General features: G+C 57.7%; 18 protein-coding genes. 16 read left to right on the top strand and 2 right to left on the bottom strand.

Going from position 1 to position 22,986, the window contains the following annotated elements; all coding sequences use genetic code 11:
* Positions 1 to 5: 5 nt before the first annotated feature.
* From SIC15_RS10710 to SIC15_RS10675, 8 genes are read left to right on the top strand one after another with little or no spacing between them, the layout of a single operon-like run.
* Entirely contained in the window at positions 6 to 1,412 is a 1,407-nt protein-coding gene (locus tag SIC15_RS10710) for a hypothetical protein (protein ID WP_412535833.1), read from the top strand.
* Positions 1,409 to 4,216, top strand: coding sequence for a tetratricopeptide repeat protein (locus tag SIC15_RS10705; RefSeq protein ID WP_412535832.1), 2,808 nt, complete (start codon positions 1,409 to 1,411; stop codon positions 4,214 to 4,216). Before SIC15_RS10710 ends, SIC15_RS10705 begins: the two co-directional genes overlap by 4 nt.
* Complete coding sequence (locus SIC15_RS10700) at positions 4,206 to 4,691, top strand: tetratricopeptide repeat protein (protein ID WP_412535831.1); 486 nt, start codon at positions 4,206 to 4,208, stop codon at positions 4,689 to 4,691. The genes SIC15_RS10705 and SIC15_RS10700 overlap by 11 nt, the downstream gene beginning before the upstream one ends.
* The gene (locus tag SIC15_RS10695) at positions 4,692 to 5,027 is read left to right on the top strand and encodes a hypothetical protein (protein ID WP_412535830.1); all 336 of its coding nucleotides are present in this window, start codon (positions 4,692 to 4,694) and stop codon (positions 5,025 to 5,027) included.
* A gap of 27 nt (positions 5,028 to 5,054) precedes the next feature.
* Positions 5,055 to 5,726 carry a MotA/TolQ/ExbB proton channel family protein gene (locus tag SIC15_RS10690; RefSeq protein ID WP_209397174.1) on the top strand — a complete coding sequence of 224 codons (672 nt, stop codon included), beginning with the start codon at positions 5,055 to 5,057 and terminating at the stop codon, positions 5,724 to 5,726.
* A gap of 9 nt (positions 5,727 to 5,735) precedes the next feature.
* Entirely contained in the window at positions 5,736 to 6,266 is a 531-nt protein-coding gene (locus SIC15_RS10685; RefSeq protein ID WP_349343090.1) for an ExbD/TolR family protein, read from the top strand.
* Positions 6,263 to 6,751, top strand: a complete 489-nt coding sequence (locus tag SIC15_RS10680; protein ID WP_069183509.1) for an ExbD/TolR family protein — start codon at positions 6,263 to 6,265, stop codon at positions 6,749 to 6,751. The genes SIC15_RS10685 and SIC15_RS10680 overlap by 4 nt, the downstream gene beginning before the upstream one ends.
* Positions 6,744 to 7,745: an AgmX/PglI C-terminal domain-containing protein gene (locus tag SIC15_RS10675; protein WP_412535829.1), complete on the top strand. Its 1,002-nt coding sequence runs from the start codon at positions 6,744 to 6,746 to the stop codon at positions 7,743 to 7,745. Before SIC15_RS10680 ends, SIC15_RS10675 begins: the two co-directional genes overlap by 8 nt.
* 45 nt (positions 7,746 to 7,790) lie before the next feature.
* On the opposite strand, the gene SIC15_RS10670 is transcribed toward SIC15_RS10675, so the two are convergent.
* Positions 7,791 to 8,276, bottom strand: a complete 486-nt coding sequence (locus tag SIC15_RS10670; RefSeq protein ID WP_412535828.1) for a MaoC/PaaZ C-terminal domain-containing protein — start codon at positions 8,274 to 8,276, stop codon at positions 7,791 to 7,793.
* 200 nt (positions 8,277 to 8,476) lie between these two features.
* Between SIC15_RS10670 and SIC15_RS10665 the strand changes: the two genes are divergently transcribed.
* The 3 genes from SIC15_RS10665 to SIC15_RS10655 all read left to right on the top strand — a co-directional run bounded on the left by SIC15_RS10665 (position 8,477) and on the right by SIC15_RS10655 (position 15,483).
* Entirely contained in the window at positions 8,477 to 10,153 is a 1,677-nt protein-coding gene (locus tag SIC15_RS10665) for a long-chain fatty acid--CoA ligase (protein WP_412535827.1), read from the top strand.
* A 123-nt stretch (positions 10,154 to 10,276) separates the two neighbouring features.
* Entirely contained in the window at positions 10,277 to 14,212 is a 3,936-nt protein-coding gene (gene hrpA / locus SIC15_RS10660) for an ATP-dependent RNA helicase HrpA (RefSeq protein WP_412535826.1), read from the top strand.
* A 149-nt stretch (positions 14,213 to 14,361) separates the two neighbouring features.
* The gene (locus tag SIC15_RS10655; RefSeq protein ID WP_412535825.1) at positions 14,362 to 15,483 is read left to right on the top strand and encodes a beta-ketoacyl-ACP synthase III; all 1,122 of its coding nucleotides are present in this window, start codon (positions 14,362 to 14,364) and stop codon (positions 15,481 to 15,483) included.
* A 12-nt stretch (positions 15,484 to 15,495) separates the two neighbouring features.
* Here SIC15_RS10655 and SIC15_RS10650 read toward each other — a convergent pair whose 3' ends face one another.
* Positions 15,496 to 15,903 carry an acyl-CoA thioesterase gene (locus tag SIC15_RS10650; protein ID WP_136629432.1) on the bottom strand — a complete coding sequence of 136 codons (408 nt, stop codon included), beginning with the start codon at positions 15,901 to 15,903 and terminating at the stop codon, positions 15,496 to 15,498.
* Between the two features lie 90 nt (positions 15,904 to 15,993).
* Here SIC15_RS10650 and SIC15_RS10645 point away from each other — a divergent pair, with 90 nt between their 5' ends.
* From SIC15_RS10645 to dinG, 5 genes are read left to right on the top strand one after another with little or no spacing between them, the layout of a single operon-like run.
* The gene (locus SIC15_RS10645; protein WP_069183515.1) at positions 15,994 to 16,782 is read left to right on the top strand and encodes a VacJ family lipoprotein; all 789 of its coding nucleotides are present in this window, start codon (positions 15,994 to 15,996) and stop codon (positions 16,780 to 16,782) included.
* Between the two features lie 29 nt (positions 16,783 to 16,811).
* The gene (locus tag SIC15_RS10640; protein WP_349343095.1) at positions 16,812 to 18,299 is read left to right on the top strand and encodes a DUF3336 domain-containing protein; all 1,488 of its coding nucleotides are present in this window, start codon (positions 16,812 to 16,814) and stop codon (positions 18,297 to 18,299) included.
* A gap of 1 nt (position 18,300) precedes the next feature.
* A complete protein-coding gene (locus SIC15_RS10635) occupies positions 18,301 to 19,986 on the top strand; it encodes an ExeA family protein (protein ID WP_069183517.1) in 1,686 nt (561 codons plus the stop codon).
* Positions 19,987 to 19,988: 2 nt separating this feature from the next.
* Complete coding sequence (locus SIC15_RS10630) at positions 19,989 to 20,717, top strand: general secretion pathway protein GspB (protein WP_069183518.1); 729 nt, start codon at positions 19,989 to 19,991, stop codon at positions 20,715 to 20,717.
* Complete coding sequence (gene dinG / locus SIC15_RS10625; RefSeq protein WP_069183519.1) at positions 20,717 to 22,921, top strand: ATP-dependent DNA helicase DinG; 2,205 nt, start codon at positions 20,717 to 20,719, stop codon at positions 22,919 to 22,921. The genes SIC15_RS10630 and dinG overlap by 1 nt, the downstream gene beginning before the upstream one ends.
* The last annotated feature ends 65 nt before the right edge of the window (positions 22,922 to 22,986 follow it).

The raw sequence follows: 22,986 nt of genomic DNA, 5'->3' as shown, positions 1-22,986 counted from the left end.
GCGTCATGGTGTTGCGGGTCCTGCTGGTTCCGGTACTTCTGACTGTCTGCGGGTCTTCCTCAGCCGCTACGCCAGCAATGCCGGACGAACTTCGTTCTGGCCTCACGGAATTCCGACAGGCCGGGGATGTTGGCGTCAACCTTGGTGAGGGCCGACAGCAAGCGCTCTTCGAAGCCGCGGAAAAGGCAAGGACCGAGGGTCGTACCGAAGAGGCCGGGCGAATCCTGGCCGGAATGAAAGAAGGCTACTGGGCGGCTCTGGGTTACCTCAATCTTGCCAGCGATTACGCGAAAACCGATCTCAACCCGGCCAGGGCGCTGGTTGCTCTGCGGGTAGCGTTAGCCATGTCCGAGGGCGACGACAATTCCGGTCGCAGCGAGCACCTGAAGAATAATCTGCTGGTTCGGGCGGGCTACCTTGCTTACCAGCATGGCGAGTTTGACAAGGCGATAAGCTTCCTGGAGAAGGTCGATCTCGATAGCTTTAACACCCCCAGGGCACTGTATCTTCATGGTCTCGCCCTGGCTGAAAAAGGCAATCATCGGGCCGCGATGCAGAGCTGGCACCGGGCCCGGAAGTATCCTCTGGCGTACCCCGGTGTCGCTGACGCCTGGATTGGCATGGGCAGGGGCTACGACCTATCCGGCTATCTCGGGCAGGCCGGTGAAGCCTATCTGGCCGCCAACGCCGCCTTTGAGAGTGAGCGGGTGACTCTCCGCAAACTGGCGGGAAAGGTTCGCGAACAAGGGGCCTACAAAACCCTGGTGGAAGATGCCCGGGAAACCGGGGTCGACTGGTTTCTTGCAGACAGTCGCACATTGACCCAGCCGCGGATGGCCTACCTCCTGGGGTTCCTGGAAGAGATGAATGCCCAGACCGCTGCGGGGAGGGTGGCAGCTCTTCGCTTGATGGCCGCGAAACTGGAACGTTATGGGCACGACCTTGAGGTATTTCAGGAAGCGCTGACCGAACAGCTGGTCGGCATTCAGGAGCAGGGCTCCAGGCAACGCACAGCTGATCTGATTGCTAAAGGTGAAGAGCTCGGTGCACGGCTCCAGCGGCTCGCGGATAACGCCAGTCCTGGCGGGCAAGCCCGTATCCAGGCCCTCCGGAAAACCCTCTCGGACGCCCAGACGCGGTTGAATCAGGTCAGGAGCAATGCATCGGGGCAACCTGAAATCCTGGAACGTTTACGTCACACAGCTGCCGTGCTGACAGAGCGCAATGAAGCGCTGGCTTCGTCTGTGCTTCAGTTGCTCCGGGCATCTGAAGCGGCGCTGGACGAATTGGCTCTGGATTATGTCGAGGCCAGGGACCAGCAGATGGCCTTTGCACTGGACAAAACTGAACAACAGATTGCTCACCTGTATGAATATCTTGCCCTCCAGAATCTGGAGGAAACAAAGCCATGATCCGGCCGATCCAGAGCCTCTGTCTCTCCCTGCTTCTGGTTGCGCCGGCTATGGCTCAGGAATCCTTCCGTGTGGAGCTGGGCAGGGACGGCGAGACCATCGGGGATATGCGTCCGGTTTTCCTGACCTTTGAAAGCCGGCCCATGCCGGCTATCTCGCCCTCGGAAGTTGCCCGGCGTTATCACCGCCTGTTCCGGACATCTGACGAACCGGAGGTGAGGATTGATGCCCTTAACCGTCTAAGCAATATCCGGGATCGTTCAGGTGAAGATATCGGGTTCTCTCCGGTTGAAGAGGAAAGGGTCTACAGCGAGGCAATCAGCAGTTACGAGTCGATTCTGGAGCGCGGCTCCTATGGTGGCCGGCTGGATGAACTGCTTTACCAGATGGCCAAGGCCCATGCCCTGACAGGACAACAGGATGCGTCTATCCAGAGGCTGAAACAGCTGATCGGGCTATACCCTCAATCGCCTCTGGTACCGGAGGCAAGGTTCCGATTGGCAGAATCCGCCTTTGCCGCTGGCCAGTACGCCGAGGCAGAAAACGGCTACCGTCACCTGGTTACATCCGATGACAGCGAAGAATTCAGCACAAAGGCCAGATACATGCTTGGTTGGAGCCAGTTCAAGCAGGGGCCGTCTGCCTGGAACAGGGCTGCCGCAACCTTCGTCGAGGTTCTGGATGAGTTTTTACCGCAGGAACAGAGCCTGGAGTCGGTCAGTGAGTCCAGCGTTGATACCATCGACGATACCTTTCGGGTCCTGGCATTAATGGCCGCACGAAACAGCGGCCCGGACACCCTGATTTCCTGGCTGGATAGAGAACGGCCGCGTCCCTGGGAACATCTTCTGTTTGACCGCCTCGCGGACTATTACGCCATCCTTGGCGACACCCGGGCCAGTGTCGCCGCCAACAAGGCCTTCATTGAGTATTCCCCCAATCACAATTCGGTTCCAGCCTTCCTGTTGCAGGTGGTGGATGTATGGCAGGCGGCCGGTGACGTTGAGCAGGTTCGCGCTGCCCGGGCTCGATTCGTTGAGACTTATGGCGCGGAACCGGCGTTTGCTGAGCTGAATGGGGACCAGAGCGACAAATGGCGGAGTTACAGCAAGCGCCTGGCGGACTATCACTATGACCTGGGTGGCCGTGCTGCGGAGCAGGGGCAGGATGCAGCTTCCGGTCAGGCCTTTGCAATTGCCGCTGCCTACTATGAAGGACTGGCGCCCAGGGTAGCTCAGAGTGGAGAGATCCTGCGCCTAGCCGGAGATGCTCGACTTCAGGCAGGGCAGTTTGCGAAGGCGCTGGTGAACTTTCGCAAGGCTGCCTACGAAGCGCCCGGTTACAACGAGGCGGCTGATGCTGCCTGGGCCGCAGTCATCCTGTTAAGAGACGGTGTCGACCAAAAGCTCCCGACTGCTGCATTCAGGCCCGAACTGCAGGATCTCTCAAACGAAGCCAATCGCTTTGAAGAGCGTTTCGCCGATGATGCCCGGATTTCAGGCCTCATGGCGGATCTGGGCTCCCGCTGGCTTGCAGTAGGCAACCATGAGCGGGCACTGCATTACGCGTCTCAGGTTCTCACGGCAGCCGGGGCGTCGCCGGCGGAGCAATATACAGCCTGGCAGGTGACGGCCCGGATTCGCCAGAAGGAAGGTGAGTATGGGTTGGCAGAGCGGGCCTGGAATCGGGCGCTGGATCTTGCGGAGGGCGATCAGCTAGAAGATGTGACCGACGAACAGCGGGCGGCCGTTCGCCGGCAACTGGCGACGGCGGTCTATCGCCAGGGAGAGATGGCAGCCTCTCGTGGCAGGTTCAGAGAGGCTGTAGGTCACTTCCGGCGGGTTGATTCAGTGTTACCCGGCTCGGAAATCGCCATTCGGGCACGGTACGACGCCGCCAATACCTTGCTGAAGGCATCAGACTGGGCAGCCGCTGTGGCGGACCTGCAGGCGTTTCGTGCCGACCACCCGCAACACGAACTGGCTGCGGGTATCAGTGACAAGCTGGTACATGCCTGGATTCAGTCCGATAAACCGACCCAGGCGGCATCAGAATTACTTCAGGCCGCTGACAATAGCGCCAACCCCTGGGGCCTGCGGATGCGCGCCGCAGAATTGCTGAATGAGGCCGGAAATATTGCCGAACGGAATGCCCTGTACGTGGATTACCTTGCAACGGGTCCGGAAGCTGCCGACGGATCTGAGCATGAGCGGCTTCAGACATTCCGTTATCGCCTGGTAGAGACGGGTGACGATCCGGACTCCTGGCGGGAAGCCCTGGTTCAGGCAGAGCTGGACAGTGCCTGGCACAGTGCAGACACACTTGAGTGGTCATCCCGTGCATCCCTGGTGCTTGGCGCCCGGGCAGCGGCGGTGTTCACCAGTATCAGCCTGAGCCAGCCTCTGGAGCAATCACTGGACCGCAAACAGAATGCCCTGGAAGCGGCCAGACAGCGATTTCTCGATGCCGAAGCCCTCGGTGGCGAGCGCGTCCTGTCTGAGTCTTTGTTCCGCAGGGCAGAGCTCTACCGGGGCCTGGCCAAAGACCTGATGACCTCAACCATCCCTTCGGACCTGAATGAGCTTGAGGCCATGCAGTACCAGATGCTGCTGGAAGAGGAGGCTTACCCCTTCGAAGAAAAGGCGATTCAACTGCACACCGAAAACCACCGCCGGATCGCATCGGAAGGCTACGATGCCTGGATCGGGCGAAGCCTTGGCGTTCTTGCGGAACTGCATCCAGGTCGCTACGAGCGAAGCGTCAAATGGCTCAGTTGGAACATGAGGTCGAAGGATGACGTTTAATCCGTTTCGTAAAACAGTACTGCGCTCGGTACTCCTTTTGCTCTTGGTTCTGGGTGGTTGTGCCGGTCAGGAAATCCGGCAGCCCGAGGAGTCCGTCAAGACGGATCCGGAACTGGCCGCAAAGTTTGAAAAAGAAGGTCGCACTGCTTTCGAAGAGGGCCGGAAGGGGACGGCTGTAAAGGCCTGGAAAAAAGCCGTGGAGTTGGACCCGACCAACGCTGTAACCGTGAACAATCTGGCGCTCGTGCTCAAGGACCAGCACCGGTTCGCAGAAGCGGCCAAGTTGTTGAAAGCAGGCCTCGTCCATTCACCAGATGTGGCGGAGCTGCATTTCAATTTGGCGGTAATCGCTGAACTCTATCTGCTGGATCTGGAAACAGCCCTTTTGCACTACAGCCGTTACCGGGAGCTGACGGAAGAAGACGACCAACAAGTGGCCGGCTGGATTGCGGATCTGGAACGGAGGCTGGAATAAATGGTTGAAATTCAAAAAGCCGCCAAAGCTGTCTTTGCCGCACTGGTGTTTGCAGGCCTTCAGATACTGGTTATTACGCCGGTACAGGCGGATCAGGGTGACACGGTCCGGCTCAGTGTTGAAGGCCTGTCTGCAAGTCTTGGCGAAGACGAGCCCCGGGTACTCTACATATTGCCCTGGCAGGCGCCAAGCTTGCCACGGAGACCAAGGGCAGATCTGAATGATGAAGCGCCGGAACTGGTGCGTCCGGCTGATCCGGTCGCCCTGGAGCGACACCGTCTGTTCCGCGAAAACCTCAACCCTCTGATCCTGAGTCCCCTTGGGGCTCAGCGGTGACTGCGCAGTAATAACGGGAGAATAATCATGCTGGACACCATCGTACGTTTTTTCCAGGAAGGCGGGCCTTTCATGTACCCCATTGCCATCGTACTGGCGTTGGGGCTGGCCATCACTCTGGAACGGTTCTTCTATCTCTCGGCGGTGAGACGGCGCAACCGGATTGCCTTTGAGCAAGGCATCCTGCCGCTACTCAGGAAGCGGGATTATCAGCGGGCCATGAAAGCGGCCACTAATTCCGATAGTGCGATTGCCTCGATCATGGGCGCCGGGATCGGCCGGTTGCTTAGCAACAGCCGGCGAGAGGATATTGAATACGCCATGGAAGAAGGCTTGATGGAAGTACTGCCGCGCCTGGAGAAACGCACCCAATACCTGGCGACCCTTGCCAATATCGCCACTCTGCTTGGCCTGCTGGGAACCATTATTGGTCTTATTGCGGCGTTTACCGCAGTGGCGGCGGCAGACCCTTCCCAGAAAGCCAGCTTGCTGTCCGAGAGTATTTCAGTGGCCATGAATACCACAGCCTTCGGTCTGATGTCGGCTATCCCTCTACTCATGTTCCATGCAGTACTGCAAACACGGACCAATGAGATTGTGGACAGTTTCGAGATGGCCGGCGTGAAGTTGCTTAACATGGTCTCTGATTCTGGTTCGACCCCTGTTGCGGGCAGTGCCGCCCGGCCATCCGCTGCCTGAGTCGATGCCATGAGACGCCGTCACCGCAGGTTAAGTACATCGCCGGAACTGGATATCACCGCCTTTCTAAATCTCATGATTGTGTTGGTTCCGGTTTTGCTGCTTGGCATGGTGTTCAGCCAGGTCCGGATGATCGAGCTGAATTTTCCGGGTATGGAAGCAGGGCAGACACCGGAGCCAGAGGAGTTACGGCTTGTTGTTACCCTCATTCCGGAAGGTATCGAGATCGCAGATAGCAGTCGAGGTCTGATCCGGGTGCTTCCCGTGGATCAGCAGGGGCAGGATTTCGAGGGTCTCCGAACGGTTCTCCGCCAGATCAAGACTCGGGTGCCGGATAAAACCGACGTGGTGCTCGAGGTAGGACCGGACATCGATTACCAGACACTGGTTACAGCAATGGATACCGTTCGCTCGTATCCCGCCGTGGTTGCTGCCAGCGTGGTGGAGGGGGAGCTGTTTCCTGATGTCTCGCTGATGAATGCGCCTGAAGGCAGACAACTTGCGGCAAACGCCAGTGCCCAAGCAGGAGAGGGGGCATGAAAACGTCCCGCAAGGCGAAAAGAATTCATCGGCATTACGGCCGGATGCACAAGCCCGGTGGTCTGAACCTGGTATCGCTGATGGACATCTTCACCATCCTGGTTTTTTTCCTGATGGTGAATTCCTCGGATGTGAAAGTGATGCAGAACACCGCAGATGTGCCATTGCCCAAGTCCACGGCCCAACAGGAGGCTGTTGAGAGCCTGACAGTTCAGGTAACGGGCAATGCCATTCTGGTCCAGGGCAGCGAAGTGGCAAGACTGGAGGGTATCGAGACCGGTGACACCTATATCTCCGGCCTTTCGGAAGAGCTTTCCTGGCGCCGTAATCGCTGGTCCGAAATCCCGGAGGAGGGGCTTGAGGTGACCATTATGGCTGGGCGGGATACCGATTATCGGCTGCTTCGCAAGGTCATGCAGACCTGTGTGGATGAACAATATCGGCGGGTACGTCTGGCCGTGGAAGGGGAGGTCCGCAATGGCTGACAACGCACATTCCCCGTTGGCCGGTTCGGGGTTGCCATGGAGCAGTGACCTCGGCGAACGTCGAAGATTCGCGGTTATTATGGTGGTGATGCTGGCGCTGTTCCTGCCGCCGGCGTTCCTGGTCCCGATGATGGAAGTACCGGAGATTGAACGCAGCGAGGCCGAGAAGGTTCCGCCCCGGCTGGCGCGCCTCGTGGAAAAGCCGAAACCGGTCATGTCACCGGAGCCGGTCCAGCCGGAACGTGAGCTCGAGCCCGAGCAAAAACCGGAAGTGGTGAAAGAGAAGCCAAAGCGGCCGGAACCGGAAGTGGCCGAGGTTGAGCCAGATCCTGTGGCTGCCCCGAAACCGGAAACCAAGACTAAGACCGTATCCAACCCGGAGCCCAAACAGACCGCCGAGCAGGCCCGGGAGAAAGCATCCCGGTCCGGCCTGCTTGCCATGAGAGACAAACTGGCTTCACTGAGGTCGCCCGAACAGACACCAGCCAGGGAGTTTGCGGTCAATACACAGACGGACGCCGTCGAACGAAACAGAACAACCACGGACTCGGAGCAGGTTCTGACTGGCAGTGGTGGTGTTGCAGACGCCACCGCCCCGGAGACAAACGTCGCTGTGGCCGAACATGAAGTCAAAACAGTGGATGCGCCGGTGGAGGAACCCCGGGAAGTGGCTGCGAGACCCGTAAAGGCCCAGCCATCGGTCGGCGAACGGGCAATGAGCAATATCCGGAAGGTCTTCGATGCCCAGAAATCGGCGCTCTATTCCATGTACCAGCGGGAACTGCGGCAGGACCCGACACTGGAAGGCAAGGTTTTGCTCGAACTGGTCATCGAGCCTGATGGCTCCGTCTCAGCCTGTGAGGTGGTCAGCTCAGAGCTTGAACATCCCAAACTCGAGCAGCGGATTGCCATGCGGGTGAGGCTGTTCAATTTCGGGGCTGACAGTGTTGAAGCCCGGAAGGTCAGATTTCCGATTGACTTCCTGCCCGGGTGAACCGGCTGATCGGGCAGTCAGTGAGAACTGCCCGATGCAAGAAACTCAGTTTTCAATGGTAATTTTGGGCAGCCGGGGCTTGTGCAAAGACACTTTCTCCGATGGGGCAATCACCTTCGCTTCTCCTATGACCACCTGCTGATCGTTCTGGTTGCGTACATCGCACTCGACCACGACCCGGCCTTTCGGTTCTTTCCGAAGGACTTTCAGCTTTACGGTGAGTGTGTCATCCAGTTTCACCGGGCGCTTGAAGGACAGGCTCTGATCCAGGTAGATGGTACCGGGGCCAGGCATCACCGTTGCCAGGGCAGCCGAGATCAGGGAGCCGCTCCACATGCCATGGGCAATCCGCTCTTTGAACATGGAACGGGCTGCAAATTCGGCGTCCAGGTGTACCGGGTTTACATCACCGGAGACCGCTGCAAACAGCACCAGTTCATCCTCGGTGAGGGTGCGCGTGAAGGTGGCGGTGTCGCCCTCATTCAGCTCGTCGTAGGTGATATTCTCCAGAGTATCAAGGGTATCGCTCATCGCGTGCTCCGTGCTGTTGGCATTAAAGTACAGGTGTTCTGGTCGGTGTTCGGGTCAGAGTCTCGAAAACTACCTCATCGGTTACAAAACTGCTATTCTCTCCCCACTTTTTTGAGGCTGATACTTTTGTAGGGTTGATTTTTTAAACAACTTGACATCGGTAAATCATTACAATCAAAAGCGCCAAACAGGAGATGGTGATGGATTTTGAGCAGTTCTATCAGGATAAATACCCCGCCGGCGTGCCCCGCGAGGTGGACCTGAACAAGTACAAAAGCATGGTGGATGTGTTCGAACAGTCGGTCAAAAAATTTGCTGACCGTCCCGCATTCAGTGCTGTTGGCGCAACGCTCACATACCGTGACCTCGACACCCAGAGCCGTAACTTCGCGGCCTGGCTCCAGAACAAGACAGATTTGAAACCTGGCGACCGTATTGCTGTGCAGATGCCGAACGTCAGCCAGTATCCGGTGGTTGTATTTGGTGCCATGCGAGCTGGCCTGATTGTGGTGAATACCAACCCGCTGTATACCACGCGGGAAATGGAACATCAGTTCAATGATTCCGGTGCCAAGGCCCTGGTGGTTCTGGCCAACATGGCCGAGAACGCCGAGAAGGTGCTGCCGCACACCGGCATTGAGCATGTCATTGTGACTGAAATTGCGGACATGCACTCGCCTATCAAGCGCACCCTGATGAATGCGGTGATCAAGCATGTCAAAAAGATGGTTCCGCCCTTCAATCTGCCCCAGGCGCACAAACTGCCGGCAGTACTGAGTGCGGGCGCCCGAGAGAAATTTACTCCGGTTGAGTGCAAACAGGACGACATTGCCGTGCTCCAGTACACCGGTGGCACTACCGGTGTGGCGAAAGGCGCGATGCTGACCCACGGCAACCTGGTTGCGAACCTGCTGCAGACCCGTCCGATGATGGAAGACATGGTGGTTGAGGGGCAGGAAGTGGTGATTGCCCCCCTGCCGCTCTATCACATTTATTCCTTTACCCTGAACTGCGGCATCATGCTTGAGGCGGGTGCTCACAACGTCTTGATTCCAAACCCGCGGGATATCCCGGGCTTTGTGAAAGAGTTGAAGAACCACAAATTCTCCGCATTCCTTGGCCTGAACACACTGTTTGTTGCGCTTTGCAACAACGAAGATTTCCAGGACCTGGATTTCAGCAGCCTGAAACTGACCTCATCGGGCGGCATGGCGCTGACCAGCGACACCGCCAAAATGTGGGAGCGAGTGACCGGCTGCGAGATTTGCGAAGGCTTCGGCATGACCGAGACGTCGCCTGTGGTGACCTTCAATCCGCACAGCGCTATTCAGATCGGTACCATTGGGCTTCCGATTCCGTCCACGCAGGTTAAAACCATTGATGAAGAGGGCAATGAGACGCCTTTGGGCGAGCCCGGCGAACTGTGTGTCAAAGGCCCCCAGGTCATGCGCGGTTACTGGCAGCGTCCGGAAGACACCCAGAAGTCCTTCACCGACGATGGCTACCTGCGTACTGGCGACATTGCGCTGATCCAGGAAGACGGTTACATCCGCATTGTGGATCGCAAGAAAGACATGATCATCGTCTCGGGCTTCAACGTGTTCCCGAACGAGATTGAAGATGTGGTCAGCAGCCATCCCAAGGTGGTCGAGTGTGCGGCTGTTGGCGTACCTGATGCCAAGAGCGGCGAGGCGGTCAAGGTTTACCTGGTGCCTACGGCTGAGGGCGTGACAGAAAATGAACTCAAGGAGTTCTGTCGCGAGCGACTCACCGCCTACAAAGTGCCCAAGCAGTTCGAGTTCCGGGATGAACTGCCCAAGACCAATGTAGGCAAGATCCTTCGCCGTGAGCTGCGTGACGAGGCGAATAACAAGTAAGCCTTTCCAGCAGTTGATCAAGGAGAACCCTGCTTCGGCAGGGTTTTTCCGTTTTTAAGATACCGACTTTCCCGATAGACTGTCGCCCAATCGAATCCGAGTGAGCGCTATTCCGGGAATTCAATGACAGACACCCGTTCCGATAATCCGAGCACACCGACTCCGAAGCCTGATGCCGAGGCGGCCGTGAAGGCCATGATGGAGCAGCTGGACGCCTGCAACCAGCAGGAGGCCGCCCGCATCGTTAAAACGGTTGCCCGCACCAAAGGGAAACCGGGCCAGAAAGACCTGGAAAAAATGGCGAAATGGCTTGAGCGTGGGCTGGAAAAGGTGCAGCAGCGACACGCATTGCACAAGCCGGCCAGTTTTCCGGAGGGCTTGCCGGTTTCCGAACGGGTCGACGACATTCGTGAGGCCATCGAAAATAACCAGGTGGTGATCATTGCCGGGGAAACCGGCTCCGGTAAAACCACGCAGATTCCAAAAATCTGCATGAACAGCGGGCGGGGGATCCGGGGGCTGATCGGTCATACCCAGCCCCGACGCATCGCGGCGCGGAGCGTGGCAGCGCGAATTGCCGAGGAAATCGGTGAGCAGACCGGCCAGCAGATCGGGTATCAGGTTCGCTTCACCGACAACACCTCCGAGCAGTCCCGGGTAAAGGTGATGACCGACGGGATCCTGCTGGCGGAGGTTCAGCACGACCGGTTTCTGGATCGCTACGATACGATCATCATCGACGAAGCCCACGAGCGCAGTCTAAACATCGACTTTCTGCTCGGTTATCTGCGTCAGCTCCTGCCCAAGCGCCCGGATCTGAAGGTGATCATTACCTCGGCGACCATCGAAGTCGAACGGTTCAGCGAATTCTTCGACAAGGCGCCGGTGATCGAGGTGAGCGGCCGGACCTATCCCGTGGACGTGCGCTACCGACCGCTGACCGGAGATGAGGACGACCGGGATCAGGGCTGGACGGACGGCGTTCTGGGTGCCCTCGACGAGATCGAGCAGCATGAGCGCAGCCAGAAACAGCCGCCGGGGGATATTCTGGTGTTCCTGCCCGGCGAGCGTGAGATTCGCAATCTCAGCAAGGTGTTGCGCCATGTGGATCTGCGGCATACAGAAGTGCTGCCGCTGTATTCGCGGTTGAGCAATGCTGAGCAGAACAGGGTGTTTCAGTCCCACAAGGGGCGAAGGATTGTGCTCTCCACCAACGTGGCGGAAACCTCCTTGACGGTGCCAGGCATCCGTTACGTGATCGATACCGGGGTGGCCAGGATCAGCCGCTACAGCGTGCGCTCCAAGATCCAGCGACTGCCGGTGGAACCGATTTCCCAGGCCAGCGCCAACCAGCGGGCGGGCCGTTGTGGGCGGGTCGCGCCGGGTATCTGTTTCCGGCTTTACGATGAGACGGATTTTATCAATCGCCCGGAATACACCGATCCGGAGATACTTCGAACCAACCTGGCCTCCGTCATTCTGCAAATGGCCACATCAGGTCTGGGCGAAATCCGGCAGTTCCCGTTCCTTGAGGCGCCGGACAAGCGCCAGGTCAACGATGGCTACAAGCTCCTGGAAGAGTTGGGCGCGGTGGATGATAAGCGCCGCGTCACCCGGCTTGGCCGAACCATGGCCCGGCTGCCCCTTGATCCAAGACTGGCCAGGATGCTGGTCACGGCCGCAGAGCTGGGCAGTCTGGCGGAAACACTGGTGATTATTGCCGGGTTGAGTATCCAGGACCCGAGGGAGCGGCCCCAGGATAAACAACAGGCAGCGGACCAGGCTCATGCACCGTTCAACGACAAGGAATCGGATTTCGTCACTCTGCTGAACATCTGGAACTTCTATGAAGAACAGCGTCAGGAACTGTCCCAGAACCAGCTCAAAAAGGTCTGCCAGAAAAGTTTCCTGAGCTGGATGCGAATGCGGGAATGGCGGGATATCCATCGCCAACTGACTCTGATCTGTCGTGAACAGAAGCTGACGGTGAACAAGGACGCCGCCAGTTACGAAGCCCTGCACAAGGCGATTCTGGCCGGTCTTCTGGGCCAGGTCGCAATGAAAGTGGAGAAGAAGGAATATCTGGCAACACGAAACCGGAAAGTGCTGATCTTTCCCGGCTCCAAGGTGGCCAAAACGAGTCCGAAGTGGATAGTCGCCACCGAGATTGTGGAAACCAGCCGGGTGTTTGCCCGGGTGGTGGCTTCCATTCAGCCGGAATGGATCGAGCCCCTGGCCGGTCACATCGTCAAACACCACTATTTCGAACCGCACTGGGAGCAAAAGCGTGCCCAGGTGATGGGCTACGAGAAGGTCACCCTCTACGGCCTGGACATTGTTGCCAGGCGCCGCATCCCCTACGCCAAAGTGGATCCGGCGGAATGCCGGAATCTGTTCATCCGCCGTGCGCTGGTGGAGGGTGATTACCGGTCAAAGGCGCCTTTTATCGCCCGTAATCGCGAGATGCTCGATACGGTTGAGAATCTCGAGAAGAAGACCCGGCGCCGGGACCTGCTCGTTGATGATGAGGTACTGGTGGCTTTCTATGACGAACGCCTGCCTGCAGACATTATCAGTGGTCGGCATTTCGAGACCTGGTGGAAGGGGCTGTCGGTTGAACAATTGAAGGAACTGGAGCTCACCGAAGCCGACATACTCCAGCGGCCGGTGGATGCCCAGGCCGCCGACCTGTATCCGGACTTTCTGGAATGGGAGGGTGTTCGTTATCCGCTGAGCTATGAATTCGAGCCCACCAGCGAAAAAGACGGTGTCACGCTTCAGGTTCCGCTGATGGCTCTCAAACAGATTCCGTCCCGTCGTTTGGAGTGGCTGGTTCCGGGACTGTTGAGGGAAAAGTGTATTGCCCTGGTGAAATCTCTGCCCAAGGCTCTGCGCCGGAACTTCGTGCCGGTACCCGATTTTGTGGATGCGGCTCTTGAGAATCTTCAACCCTCCAACGAGCCGCTGACGCTTCAGCTGGGTGAGCAGTTGCGCCGAATGACCGGGGTACAGATTGATCCCGAGGCCTGGTCCGACTCGGAATTGCCCAAACACCTCCGAATGAACCTGCGGGTCATGGGCGACGGCGGTCGCACCATTGCTGAGAGTCGCGAGACCGGCGATCTGCAACACCAGCTTGAAGGTCAGGCTGAGCAGGCACTGGCCTCGGCAACACAGGATGATTCGCCAGCAGAACCGAGCGGCGAGTACACCGAATGGCAGTTCGGTTCACTGCCAGAAGAGGTCCAGACGGAAAAAGGTGGCATGCAGGTGACCGTGTATCCCGCCCTGGAGGATCTGGGCAAACAGGTGCGCCAGATACGCTGTCTGGATCGGCTGACCGCGGACGATACCACCCGCAAGGCTATCGCCCGGTTGATTCTGAACCGATTTGGCAGGACGCTTGATGATCTTGAGCGAAAACTGCCTCATTTCAAGCAGTCCGCACTGATGTTCGCGCCGGTGGGCCAGTCAAAAGTGTTGTTGGACGACCTGCTTTTGGCGACGGCCATCCAGCACTTTCTCGCGGGCGAAATTCCCAGGACGGCAGAGGATTTCGACAAGGTGTTCGACACTCATCGGGGTGATTTCATTCCGGCTTTGGAGCAGGCAGATGATCGGCTGTACCAGGCGATGTCCGGTTACCAGAAAGTGGCGAAGCAATTAAAAGGCAAAATCAACCTGGCGCTGGCCAACAGCATGGCCGACCTGAAGTTCCAGTTGCAGAACCTTGTCTATCCCGGTTTTCTGGTAGAAACGCCGCCAGAGTGGTTGGCGGAATTTGGCCGTTATTTTGAGGCCGCTCTGATTCGCCTTGAGAAAATGCCCCGGGAAATGGGCCGTGAGCGGGAGTTTCTTCACACCATTGAGCCCCTCTGGTCCCGCTACGCGGTGAAGCGGGACGAACAACAGCGGCAGGGGATTCGAGATCCGGAGCTTGTCCTTTACCGCTGGATGCTGGAGGAGTTCCGGGTGTCGTTCTTTGCACAGCAACTGGGCACGGTGATGACGGTATCGGTTAAACGCCTGGACCGGCAATGGGAGAAAACCCGAGTTTAGAGAACACCGCGCGCACCAGACTGGTGCCCGTGACTGATACCTGACGGGCAAAACCCAGAGACTGTGTTAGTATTTCCGGCAGTGGGTGAACGAATTAACCAAACGGGACGCTTGGTGTCCCGTTTTCACAATCATGACGTGGGGTTAGCGTGATTAAAGCCGTTATTAGCGGGACCGGTCTCTACACACCGCCAGCAACCATTGATAATGACGAACTGGTCGAAGCCTTTAACCAGTATGTTGAACTGTTCAACGCCGAGAATGCAGATGCCATCGCCAGCGGCGATGTGACGCCACTGCAGCCATCGTCCTCTTCTTTTATCGAGAAAGCGTCCGGCATCAAACGACGCCATGTGATCGACAAGGATGGCATTCTCGATCCCAAACGCATGAAACCCTATATCCCCGAGCGCGGCAACGAAGAACCTTCGGTGCAATGCGACATGGCAGTGGCCGCCTGCCGTGAGGCCTTGGAGCAGGCGGGCAAATCGGCACAGGATGTCGATGCCGTAATCGTTGCCTGCTCCAACCTGCAGCGAGCCTATCCGGCCGTGTCCATCGAGGTTCAGGAAGCGCTTGGTATCGAGGGGTTTGCCTACGATATGAACGTGGCTTGCAGCTCAGCTACGTTCGGCCTCCAGGCAGCGGTCAACTCTGTCGAGAACGGCAGTGCCCGTTCCGTTCTGGTGGTCAGCCCGGAGATCTGTTCCGGCCACCTGAATTTCCGTGACCGTGACAGCCACTTCATTTTTGGTGACGCCTGCACGGCCATCCTCGTTGAGCGTGAGGAAGATACGTCCAAGGGTCAGGGTTTCGAAATTCTTGGTACCAGCCTGAAGACCAAGTTCTCCAATAACATCCGGAACAATTTCGGGTTTCTGAACCGTGCAGACGATTCAGGCGTTGGCAAACCGGACAAGCTCTTCGTGCAGCAGGGCCGGAAAGTGTTCAAGGAAGTATCGCCTCTGGTTGCCGAGACCATCCAGAAGCAGCTTCAAAGCCTGTCTCTGGCCCCGGATGATCTCCGCCGCATGTGGCTGCACCAGGCCAATCTGAATATGAACCAGCTGATTGCCCGGAAGGTGCTGGGTCGGGATGCGACCGAGGAAGAGGCACCGGTCATCCTCGATGAATACGCCAACACCAGCTCCGCCGGTTCGATCATCGCCTTCCACAAACACAAGGACGATCTTGTCAGTGGTGATCTCGGGGTTATCTGTTCGTTCGGTGCCGGTTATTCCATCGGCAGCGTGGTGGTACGCCGCCGGTAGACGTTCTCTGGTTCAAGACGTTGCCAGGGCCCGGAGGGTTTCTGGCAGCGGAGCCGAGGAGCGTGTTTTACGGTCGAACCAGACGATCTTCGCATAACCTTCCGCGTAAACAGCGCCGGTATCGACATCGGTCAGTAGATGGTAGGTGTCGAGGCTGGTGTTACCTGCCTTGTCGGCGTATGTTTTCACCTCAACCGTTGCCGGGTGATTCAATTCCTTTAGAAAGGTGGCACTGGTCTTTATAATAACCGGACCGGTCGGCTCCTCGGGACCGCCCAGCTCCAGTGAGGCCAGCCAGACAATACGGGCTTCCTCAAAGAATCGGAAGTAGACTGTATTGTTGGCATGGCCGTATGCATCCATGTCTCCCCAGCGAAGGGGCATGGTAATCGTGTTTACAAGATTTCCCGGTACTGACATCGGTTTCTCCGGAACAACGGTTTAATAATAAAAAAGTAGCGCCGGTATTTTCGACGAATTGAAACGAATTAAACAACCCAAGAGCAGATGATGAAACACTTTTTTATCCGGCGCCGGCTTGTTACGTTTTGCCTGTTGTTGTCCCTGGCTACCGTTGTGCCATCGGGTCAGGCGATAGCCCAGAATATGCAGGAACCGCCTCCCGAAGGTTCGGTACCGGTTGATCCCAAAGACCCGTGGGAAAACTGGAACCGCAAGGTGTATACGTTCAACGAAACGATCGACCGATGGTTCCTGAAACCGGTGGCTCAGGCCTATCGGACGTTTACCCCGCAGATTGTTGACCGCGGCATTACCAATTTCTTTAATAACCTGACTGAACTCAGGAACTTCACCAACAGCGTGTTGCAGCTGAAAGGGGAGTCGGCCGTCGTAGCTGTGGGTCGATTTACCTACAACACTACCTTCGGTCTGGGTGGCCTGATTGATGTGGCAACCGCCTTTGACCTGCCTGAACGGCCCGAGGACTTTGGCCAGACTTTGGGCTACTGGGGTGTCGGTTCGGGGCCATACCTTATGCTGCCGTTTCTCGGGCCTTCCACGCCAAGGCACCTGACCGGGTTTGCAACTGACGGCTTTGCGTTGCCATCCGCTTGGGATACTGTGGACAGTCCGGAAGTTTATTACGCCCGCGCCCTCCAGATTGTTGATAAACGCGCGGATTTGATTCCTGCGGAGAGCTTCATCTCTGGCGACAGTTACGTGTTTGTTCGAAATGCCTTCCTGCAGCGTCGGGAATTCCTGATCAATGACGGGAAGGTGGTCAACGATCCGTTTGCCAGCGGTGATGATGAGGACCTGATGCTCGAGGATTTCTGAGCGTCATCCGGATTGATAGGAGGTCAGCGGTGCTGAAGGATCCAAGAATAGCCAAATTCCGGAAGATGCTGGCCGAGGCGCCGAATTATGAAGTCTGGAAGGCAGCAGCGTTGGAGCTGGACTTTCTGGAAGGTAACGCCGAGTGGAAAGAGGATTTCGCTTCCGATCTCTATCACTACGAATTGATTTATGACCGCCTGAGCAACCTGAAACAGTATCGCCAACAGAATGATGTCGAACGCCTGAAGCGGGCCCTGAGGGAGGGACTGCACCACGATCTCGGGAACATGGGCAACCCGGCACTTTACACGCGATCCCGCGTTGGTACCAAACACCTGATCGAAGAATACATTACCCAGGTGTGTGAAGCCCTGGATTACCTCTGTGATCAATCCGTCCCCGGTTTTCCCGTTGCCGACAAGCTGCAGTTCTTTCGCGATACCCTGACAAGCTATGGTCGGCCGGCGCTCTTGCTCAGTGGTGGCGCTACCCTTGGTGTTTTCCATTTCGGAGTCATCAAGGCCCTCTGGGAAAAAGGGCTTCTGCCGCAGGTTATCGCCGGCTCAAGTATCGGCGCCATTATTGCGGGCATTCTCGGTGTTCATACTGACGCGGAAATCCCCGAAATGCTGGTGCCGGAAAACCATAACCTGAAAGCCTGGAAATGGCGGGGCCTGCTCAGTGCCGTTCGCGGAGACGGGCTGATGGATCAGGAAGAGCTTCGCAACTGTCTGCGGGGCAATATTGGCGAATACACCTTTGAGGAGGCATACCAGCGTACTGGCCGTTCGATCAACGTGAGTGTTTCTCCGGTACAGGCTCACCAGAAGGCTCGCCTGCTGTGCGGATATACGTCGCCTTACCTGATGGTCTGGAGTGCGGTACTGGCGAGCGCCGCGGTTCCGGGTATTTTCCCGCCGGTTACCCTGATGAAAAAGGACATCCAGGGCAACACGCTGCCTTATATGCCACGCCTGAAGTTTGTGGATGGCTCCGTGGTGAGCGATCTGCCCATTGAGCGCTTGATGCACCTGTACGATGTGAACTACACCATCGTTAGCCAGACCAACCCCCATGTGGTGCCCTTCCTGAGCCAGCGCGGTCGTGATGAAAAGCTGTCTTTTGGCAACCTGCCGATGCATTTGATGAAGTCCGAAATTCAGTTCCACGGCCAGGGGGTGTTCGATTACCTCCGTAAACGCCTACGGCCGGAACTTCTGAGGCAGATGTCGGGCCAGTTGTACACCATTATGGCCCAGCGCTATTCCGGGGACGTCACTATCGCACCCTCGTACTCGTTCAAGGACTACAGCAGGATGCTGGCGAACCCTGATCCGGCCTACGTGCGTCAGATGATTCTGGCGGGCGAACGCGCCACCTGGCCCAAGATCTCCATGATCCGCTCCCATGCCCGCATCTCCAAAACCCTGGAGCGGTGTGTGCGAAGGCTTAAACAACAGAACCGGCGCACCGCCGAACTCAGACTGATCAGTAACGCGGATTCCGGTACGTCCTGATATGTATTACGATTTTTTCGGCTTTCGCGAACCGCCGTTTTCCATTGCCCCGGACCCTCGTTACCTGTACCTGAGCGATCGCCACAAGGAGGCGCTGGCGCACCTGATGTATGGGGTCCAGGGGCAGGGTGGCTTTATCGTGATCACCGGTGAAGTGGGGACCGGAAAAACCACCGTTTCCCGATGTTTTATCGAAAATGTACCGGATAACGTTGATATCGCGCTGATCCTGAATCCGAGACTCTCTGCCCGGGAGCTGTTGTCCTCCATCTGTGACGAGCTGGAAATCCCCCATGAAATCAGTGCCACCATCAAGGAACTGGTGGACCTGATAAACCAGGACCTGCTCAAGGCTCATGCGGCTGGGCGCCACAAAGTGCTGATGATTGACGAAGCTCAGAACCTGTCGGCCGAGGTACTGGAACAGCTACGGCTTCTGACCAACCTGGAGACGGCAGAGAAGAAACTGCTTCAGATTGTCCTGCTTGGCCAGCCCGAGCTTCAGGAAATGTTGGCGCTGCCGGAGTTGCGACAGTTGAACCAGCGGGTAACCGCACGCTACCACCTCGACGCCATCGGTCGGGAGGAGTTGCCAGCCTATCTTCGCTACCGACTCAGCGTGGCCGGCATGCGCGGCGACATATTTTCTCAGCGTGCGATGACTCGTCTCTTTCGGGAGAGTCAGGGCATTCCTCGCCTGATCAATCTGATCAGCGACCGGGCTCTACTGGGCGCTTACGCGGAAGGTGAACATGAAATCACGGCTGATCATATCCGCCACGCAGCAAAGGAAGTGCGTGGCGCTTCCATTGGTCCCGTGCCTTCACGATCACGCCGATCCGCTGACAGAACACAGTACCTGATCGTTGCCGCGTCAATACTGGTGGCCATTATCGGAACCGCCTGGTTGTTCGAGCGGTGGTCTCCCGACAGTGCAGTCTCATCAGGTCTGTCGTCGCCAGAGCCGCTGAAAGGGGCAGTTGAGCGGGTGGAGGAGCAATCCGGACAAGTTGAGGAAACGCCATTACCAGCGACAGAAGAGTCGACTCGGCCTCCTGAGCTGGCCGTACCGGATCAGCTTCTGGATTCCGTTTCGGCGTTCCAGGTGCTTTTCGGGATCTGGGGAAGGGACTACCAGCCATCGGAAGCGCCCGTGGCCTGCGAATGGGCCCGAGAAAGCGGGCTGGGGTGTCTTGATCGACAGGGCAGCCGCCGAAGCCTGGAATTTCTCGACCGCCCGGCCATGCTTCAGCTTCAGGATGAGGCCGGCAACACCGGTTTTGTCGTGCTCCGCAGACTCGATGGCGATACGGCAGAGGTGGCCCTACCGTCTGGCAACCAGACTGTTTCCTTTGCCAGTATCGAGCGCCACTGGTTCGGTGAATATCGGGTACTCTGGCGCTTGCCCGAATACCTGACGGGAGACGGGTTCTACAGTAATGGCGGTGGTGAGCAACTCTGGATCGGTGCGCGAATGATGGACCTGGCGGATATGCACAGTGATTCCCGTGCTGAGAGCGATCGCGTTAAACGAATGAATGCGGAAGAGCAGGTTCGCTGGTATCAGGCAATTACAGGGCTCACTGTGGATGGAATTGCTGGCGCCATGACGATCATCCAGATCAACAATGATTTGGAGGCTTCCGTTCCTCGCCTCAAGCCCAAGCAGTCTGAAGGTCGAGAGTAACCATGTCTTACATTCTTGACGCATTGCGAAAATCTGAAACCGAGCGGCAGCAGGGGCGCGTCCCGGACCTCGGCCAGCAGGTTCAGCTGATACATCGTCCAAAGAAAAAGCGGGTGTCGCCGGCTGTCTGGGTAGCGCTGGCACTGATGCTTAACGCGGGTGTTCTCGCCTTCCTGTTCTGGCCGGGCACGCCGCTGCCCTGGGGTTCTGCGGATCAGGCAGAGGTGTCACCCGGACAGGATATTGTGAAGAACGCACCGGAACCGGTTTCGGTGACGCCCGATGCGGAATCGGATCCGATGTCGGAAAGCCCTGTCGCCGAGACGGGGGCAGTTCCGGAATCCGACGTCGCTGATTCAACGCCTCCGCCAATTGCCACTGAAACGCCTGAACCTGAGCGCAGGGAGCGGGCGACGGTCATCGTGCCCTCATCCGCAATATCCGAAACCAGGGTGCCGGTAGTGGAGCAGCGGCAGGCAGACCGAGTGCCTCATCTGGTAGAGTTGCCGCTTTCATTCCAGAAGAGCGTCCCGGATTTGACCTTTAACAGCCATATCTATTCGTCCTCACCCGCATCTCGCCGGGTGATGATCAACAATACATACCTTCGGGTGGGCGATACCTTCGAGGGCCTGCGAGTGGACGATATCACCGAAGAGGGCGTGGTGCTGAGTCGTGACGGGCGCCGTTTCCGGGTTGGCGTTGTGCGGGACTGGGTGAGCCCCCGCTGATGCCACTGACCGACGACATCAAACAATCCATCCAGCAAGGTTATCGCGATGTGCTCGCCGGCAAGGACATCCGGGCGCGCTATGGTCAGCGTCTGATGATTGCTGAAATCGCCAGGTACATGGGCGATATCACCGAGAACGATGGCCAGAGAACCTCACCGGCCTCGGCCTGTGTTGTGGAGGCAGGCACTGGTACCGGCAAGACCCTTGCCTACCTGATCGCTGCCATTCCGGTGGCAAAAGCTCTGGGCAAAACCCTTGTGATTTCCACCGCGACCGTGGCTCTTCAGGACCAGATCGTACTCAAGGACCTTCCCGACCTGAAAAAGCACAGCAAAATGGATTTCAACTGGACGCTGGCAAAGGGTCGGGGCCGCTACCTGTGTATGTCCCGTTTGGAAGCCCGTCTGCACGATGAGGGTAATACCGACAGCGATACCATGCCCCTGTTCCTGCTGGACGGCCCCAAAAACGAAGAGCCCGGTACCCGAGCGTTTTTTGAAGAGATGCTGGCGAGCTATGGGTCCCGGGAGTGGGACGGCGACCGGGACCATTGGCCGGAGCAGATCCCGGACGATGTCTGGCGACAGGTGACCACAGATCACCGTCAATGCACCAACCGTCACTGCGCCTACTTCGACAGTTGTGCGTTTTTCGATGCCCGTAAAGACCTGGACGATGCCGATATCGTGGTCGCCAACCACGATCTGGTGCTCGCGGACCTGGCGCTCGGCGGCGGGGCGATTCTGCCGGAGCCGGAGAATGCTCTCTATATTTTCGATGAGGCTCACCACCTTCCGGACAAGGCGCTCAATCACTTCGCCGCATCGCTTCCCCTGAACGCTACCCGGCAATGGCTAAAACAGCTTTCCCAGGCGCTGGTGAAAATGCAGCCATACCTCGCGGCTGGTACCCAGGCCGCGAAGTCGCTGGATCGAATCAGTTCCGCTTCGCGGGAGGTGGATCTCGTGCTGAACCGGGTCTACGAGGAAGCTGAGCAGAATACCGGATGGGAGTTCAACGAGGAGCGCCGGACGGCCCAATGGCGTTATCCGGAAGGTGAGTTACCGGAGGCTATGGCGGAGCTGGCCGCCGAGAGCCGTATTGCAACCGCCAATATGGTCCGGCAATTGGGTGTCCTGGCGGATGAGCTTCAGGGCGCCTTCGACGAACGCAAGGAACATGAGATCGACCGGGAAACCGCGGAAGCCTGGTATCCGGTGATCGGCTCGTTTCACGCCCGGGCAGAAGACCAGTTAAGGTTGTGGACGGCCTGGTGCGAGCAGGGCAGCGCCAAACCTGTGAGTGAACCAGAAACTGACAGCGAAGCGGCTGAGGAGCCCGCGCCCAGGCCACAAACACAGAAAAGCCCGCCACCGGCCAGATGGGCAGTACGCCAGCGTTGGGATCACGCGGAGGACATTACCCTCTTCAGTTCTCCCGTATTGGCGGATAACCTGTTGTACTCGAGGCTCTGGTCCCGTGCCTACGGAGCCGTTCTCACCAGTGCCACGCTGACTGCACTTGGACGGTTTGATCGTTTGAATGCCCGGGCGGGGTTGCCCCAGGGAAGCCGTTTTCTCGTTGTACCCAGCTCTTTCCGGTACGGTGAGATGGCGACGGTTGAGATTCCGGCGATGTCTGCCATGCCAACGGATGATGGCTTTGCTGATGAGCTTATAAGACGATTGCCTGACCTCTGGGCGGGAGAGAAAGCGACCCTGGTCTTATTCACCTCGCGCCGCCAGATGCAGCAGGTGCGCGACGCACTGGCCCCGGAGTATCCGGATCTCATCATCACCCAGGACGATATGGCCAAGGGCGAAGTGCTTCGCCAGCATTGCAGCCGGGTGGACGAGGGTCGACCGAGTGTTCTTTTTGGTGTGGCCAGTTTTGCAGAGGGCATAGATTTGCCCGGAAAGTACTTGCACCACGTTGTAATTACCCGTCTTCCGTTCTCTGTGCCGGACGACCCCATTGAGGCGAGCCTGGCGGAGTGGGTGACGCAACGAGGCGGTAATCCCTTTATGGAAATCACGGTACCGGATGCTTCGATCAAATTGGTCCAGGCGGTGGGGCGGTTGCTTCGAACCGAGCAGGATACCGGCAGGGTGACCATTCTGGATCGACGCATAATTACCAGGCGTTATGGGCAGCTTTTACTGGACGCTTTGCCTCCGTTCCGTCGAATGATCGAGCGCTAGGGCTTGGCCTCGGGTTACCTGGCATAAAAAAAGAGCCAGCCCGGATGGGGTGGCTCTCGTCAAAG

Origin of the sequence: Marinobacter sp. MIT932201, from assembly GCF_047123295.1 — a bacterium.
Lineage (GTDB): Bacteria > Pseudomonadota > Gammaproteobacteria > Pseudomonadales > Oleiphilaceae > Marinobacter > Marinobacter salsuginis.
This window is presented reverse-complemented; position numbering and strand designations above follow the sequence as displayed.

Excerpts from the sequence above, each read along its gene's own strand:
- SIC15_RS10710 (WP_412535833.1), top strand. The coding sequence starts at position 6 with ATGGTGTTGCGGGTCCTGCTGGTTCCGGTACTTCTGACTGTCTGCGGG.
- SIC15_RS10705 (WP_412535832.1), top strand. The coding sequence starts at position 1,409 with ATGATCCGGCCGATCCAGAGCCTCTGTCTCTCCCTGCTTCTGGTTGCG.
- SIC15_RS10700 (WP_412535831.1), top strand. The coding sequence starts at position 4,206 with ATGACGTTTAATCCGTTTCGTAAAACAGTACTGCGCTCGGTACTCCTT.
- SIC15_RS10695 (WP_412535830.1), top strand. The coding sequence starts at position 4,692 with ATGGTTGAAATTCAAAAAGCCGCCAAAGCTGTCTTTGCCGCACTGGTG.
- SIC15_RS10690 (WP_209397174.1), top strand. The coding sequence starts at position 5,055 with ATGCTGGACACCATCGTACGTTTTTTCCAGGAAGGCGGGCCTTTCATG.
- SIC15_RS10685 (WP_349343090.1), top strand. The coding sequence starts at position 5,736 with ATGAGACGCCGTCACCGCAGGTTAAGTACATCGCCGGAACTGGATATC.
- SIC15_RS10680 (WP_069183509.1), top strand. The coding sequence starts at position 6,263 with ATGAAAACGTCCCGCAAGGCGAAAAGAATTCATCGGCATTACGGCCGG.
- SIC15_RS10675 (WP_412535829.1), top strand. The coding sequence starts at position 6,744 with ATGGCTGACAACGCACATTCCCCGTTGGCCGGTTCGGGGTTGCCATGG.
- SIC15_RS10670 (WP_412535828.1), bottom strand. The coding sequence starts at position 8,276 with ATGAGCGATACCCTTGATACTCTGGAGAATATCACCTACGACGAGCTG.
- SIC15_RS10665 (WP_412535827.1), top strand. The coding sequence starts at position 8,477 with ATGGATTTTGAGCAGTTCTATCAGGATAAATACCCCGCCGGCGTGCCC.
- hrpA (WP_412535826.1), top strand. The coding sequence starts at position 10,277 with ATGACAGACACCCGTTCCGATAATCCGAGCACACCGACTCCGAAGCCT.
- SIC15_RS10650 (WP_136629432.1), bottom strand. The coding sequence starts at position 15,903 with ATGTCAGTACCGGGAAATCTTGTAAACACGATTACCATGCCCCTTCGC.
- SIC15_RS10645 (WP_069183515.1), top strand. The coding sequence starts at position 15,994 with ATGAAACACTTTTTTATCCGGCGCCGGCTTGTTACGTTTTGCCTGTTG.
- SIC15_RS10635 (WP_069183517.1), top strand. The coding sequence starts at position 18,301 with ATGTATTACGATTTTTTCGGCTTTCGCGAACCGCCGTTTTCCATTGCC.
- SIC15_RS10630 (WP_069183518.1), top strand. The coding sequence starts at position 19,989 with ATGTCTTACATTCTTGACGCATTGCGAAAATCTGAAACCGAGCGGCAG.
- dinG (WP_069183519.1), top strand. The coding sequence starts at position 20,717 with ATGCCACTGACCGACGACATCAAACAATCCATCCAGCAAGGTTATCGC.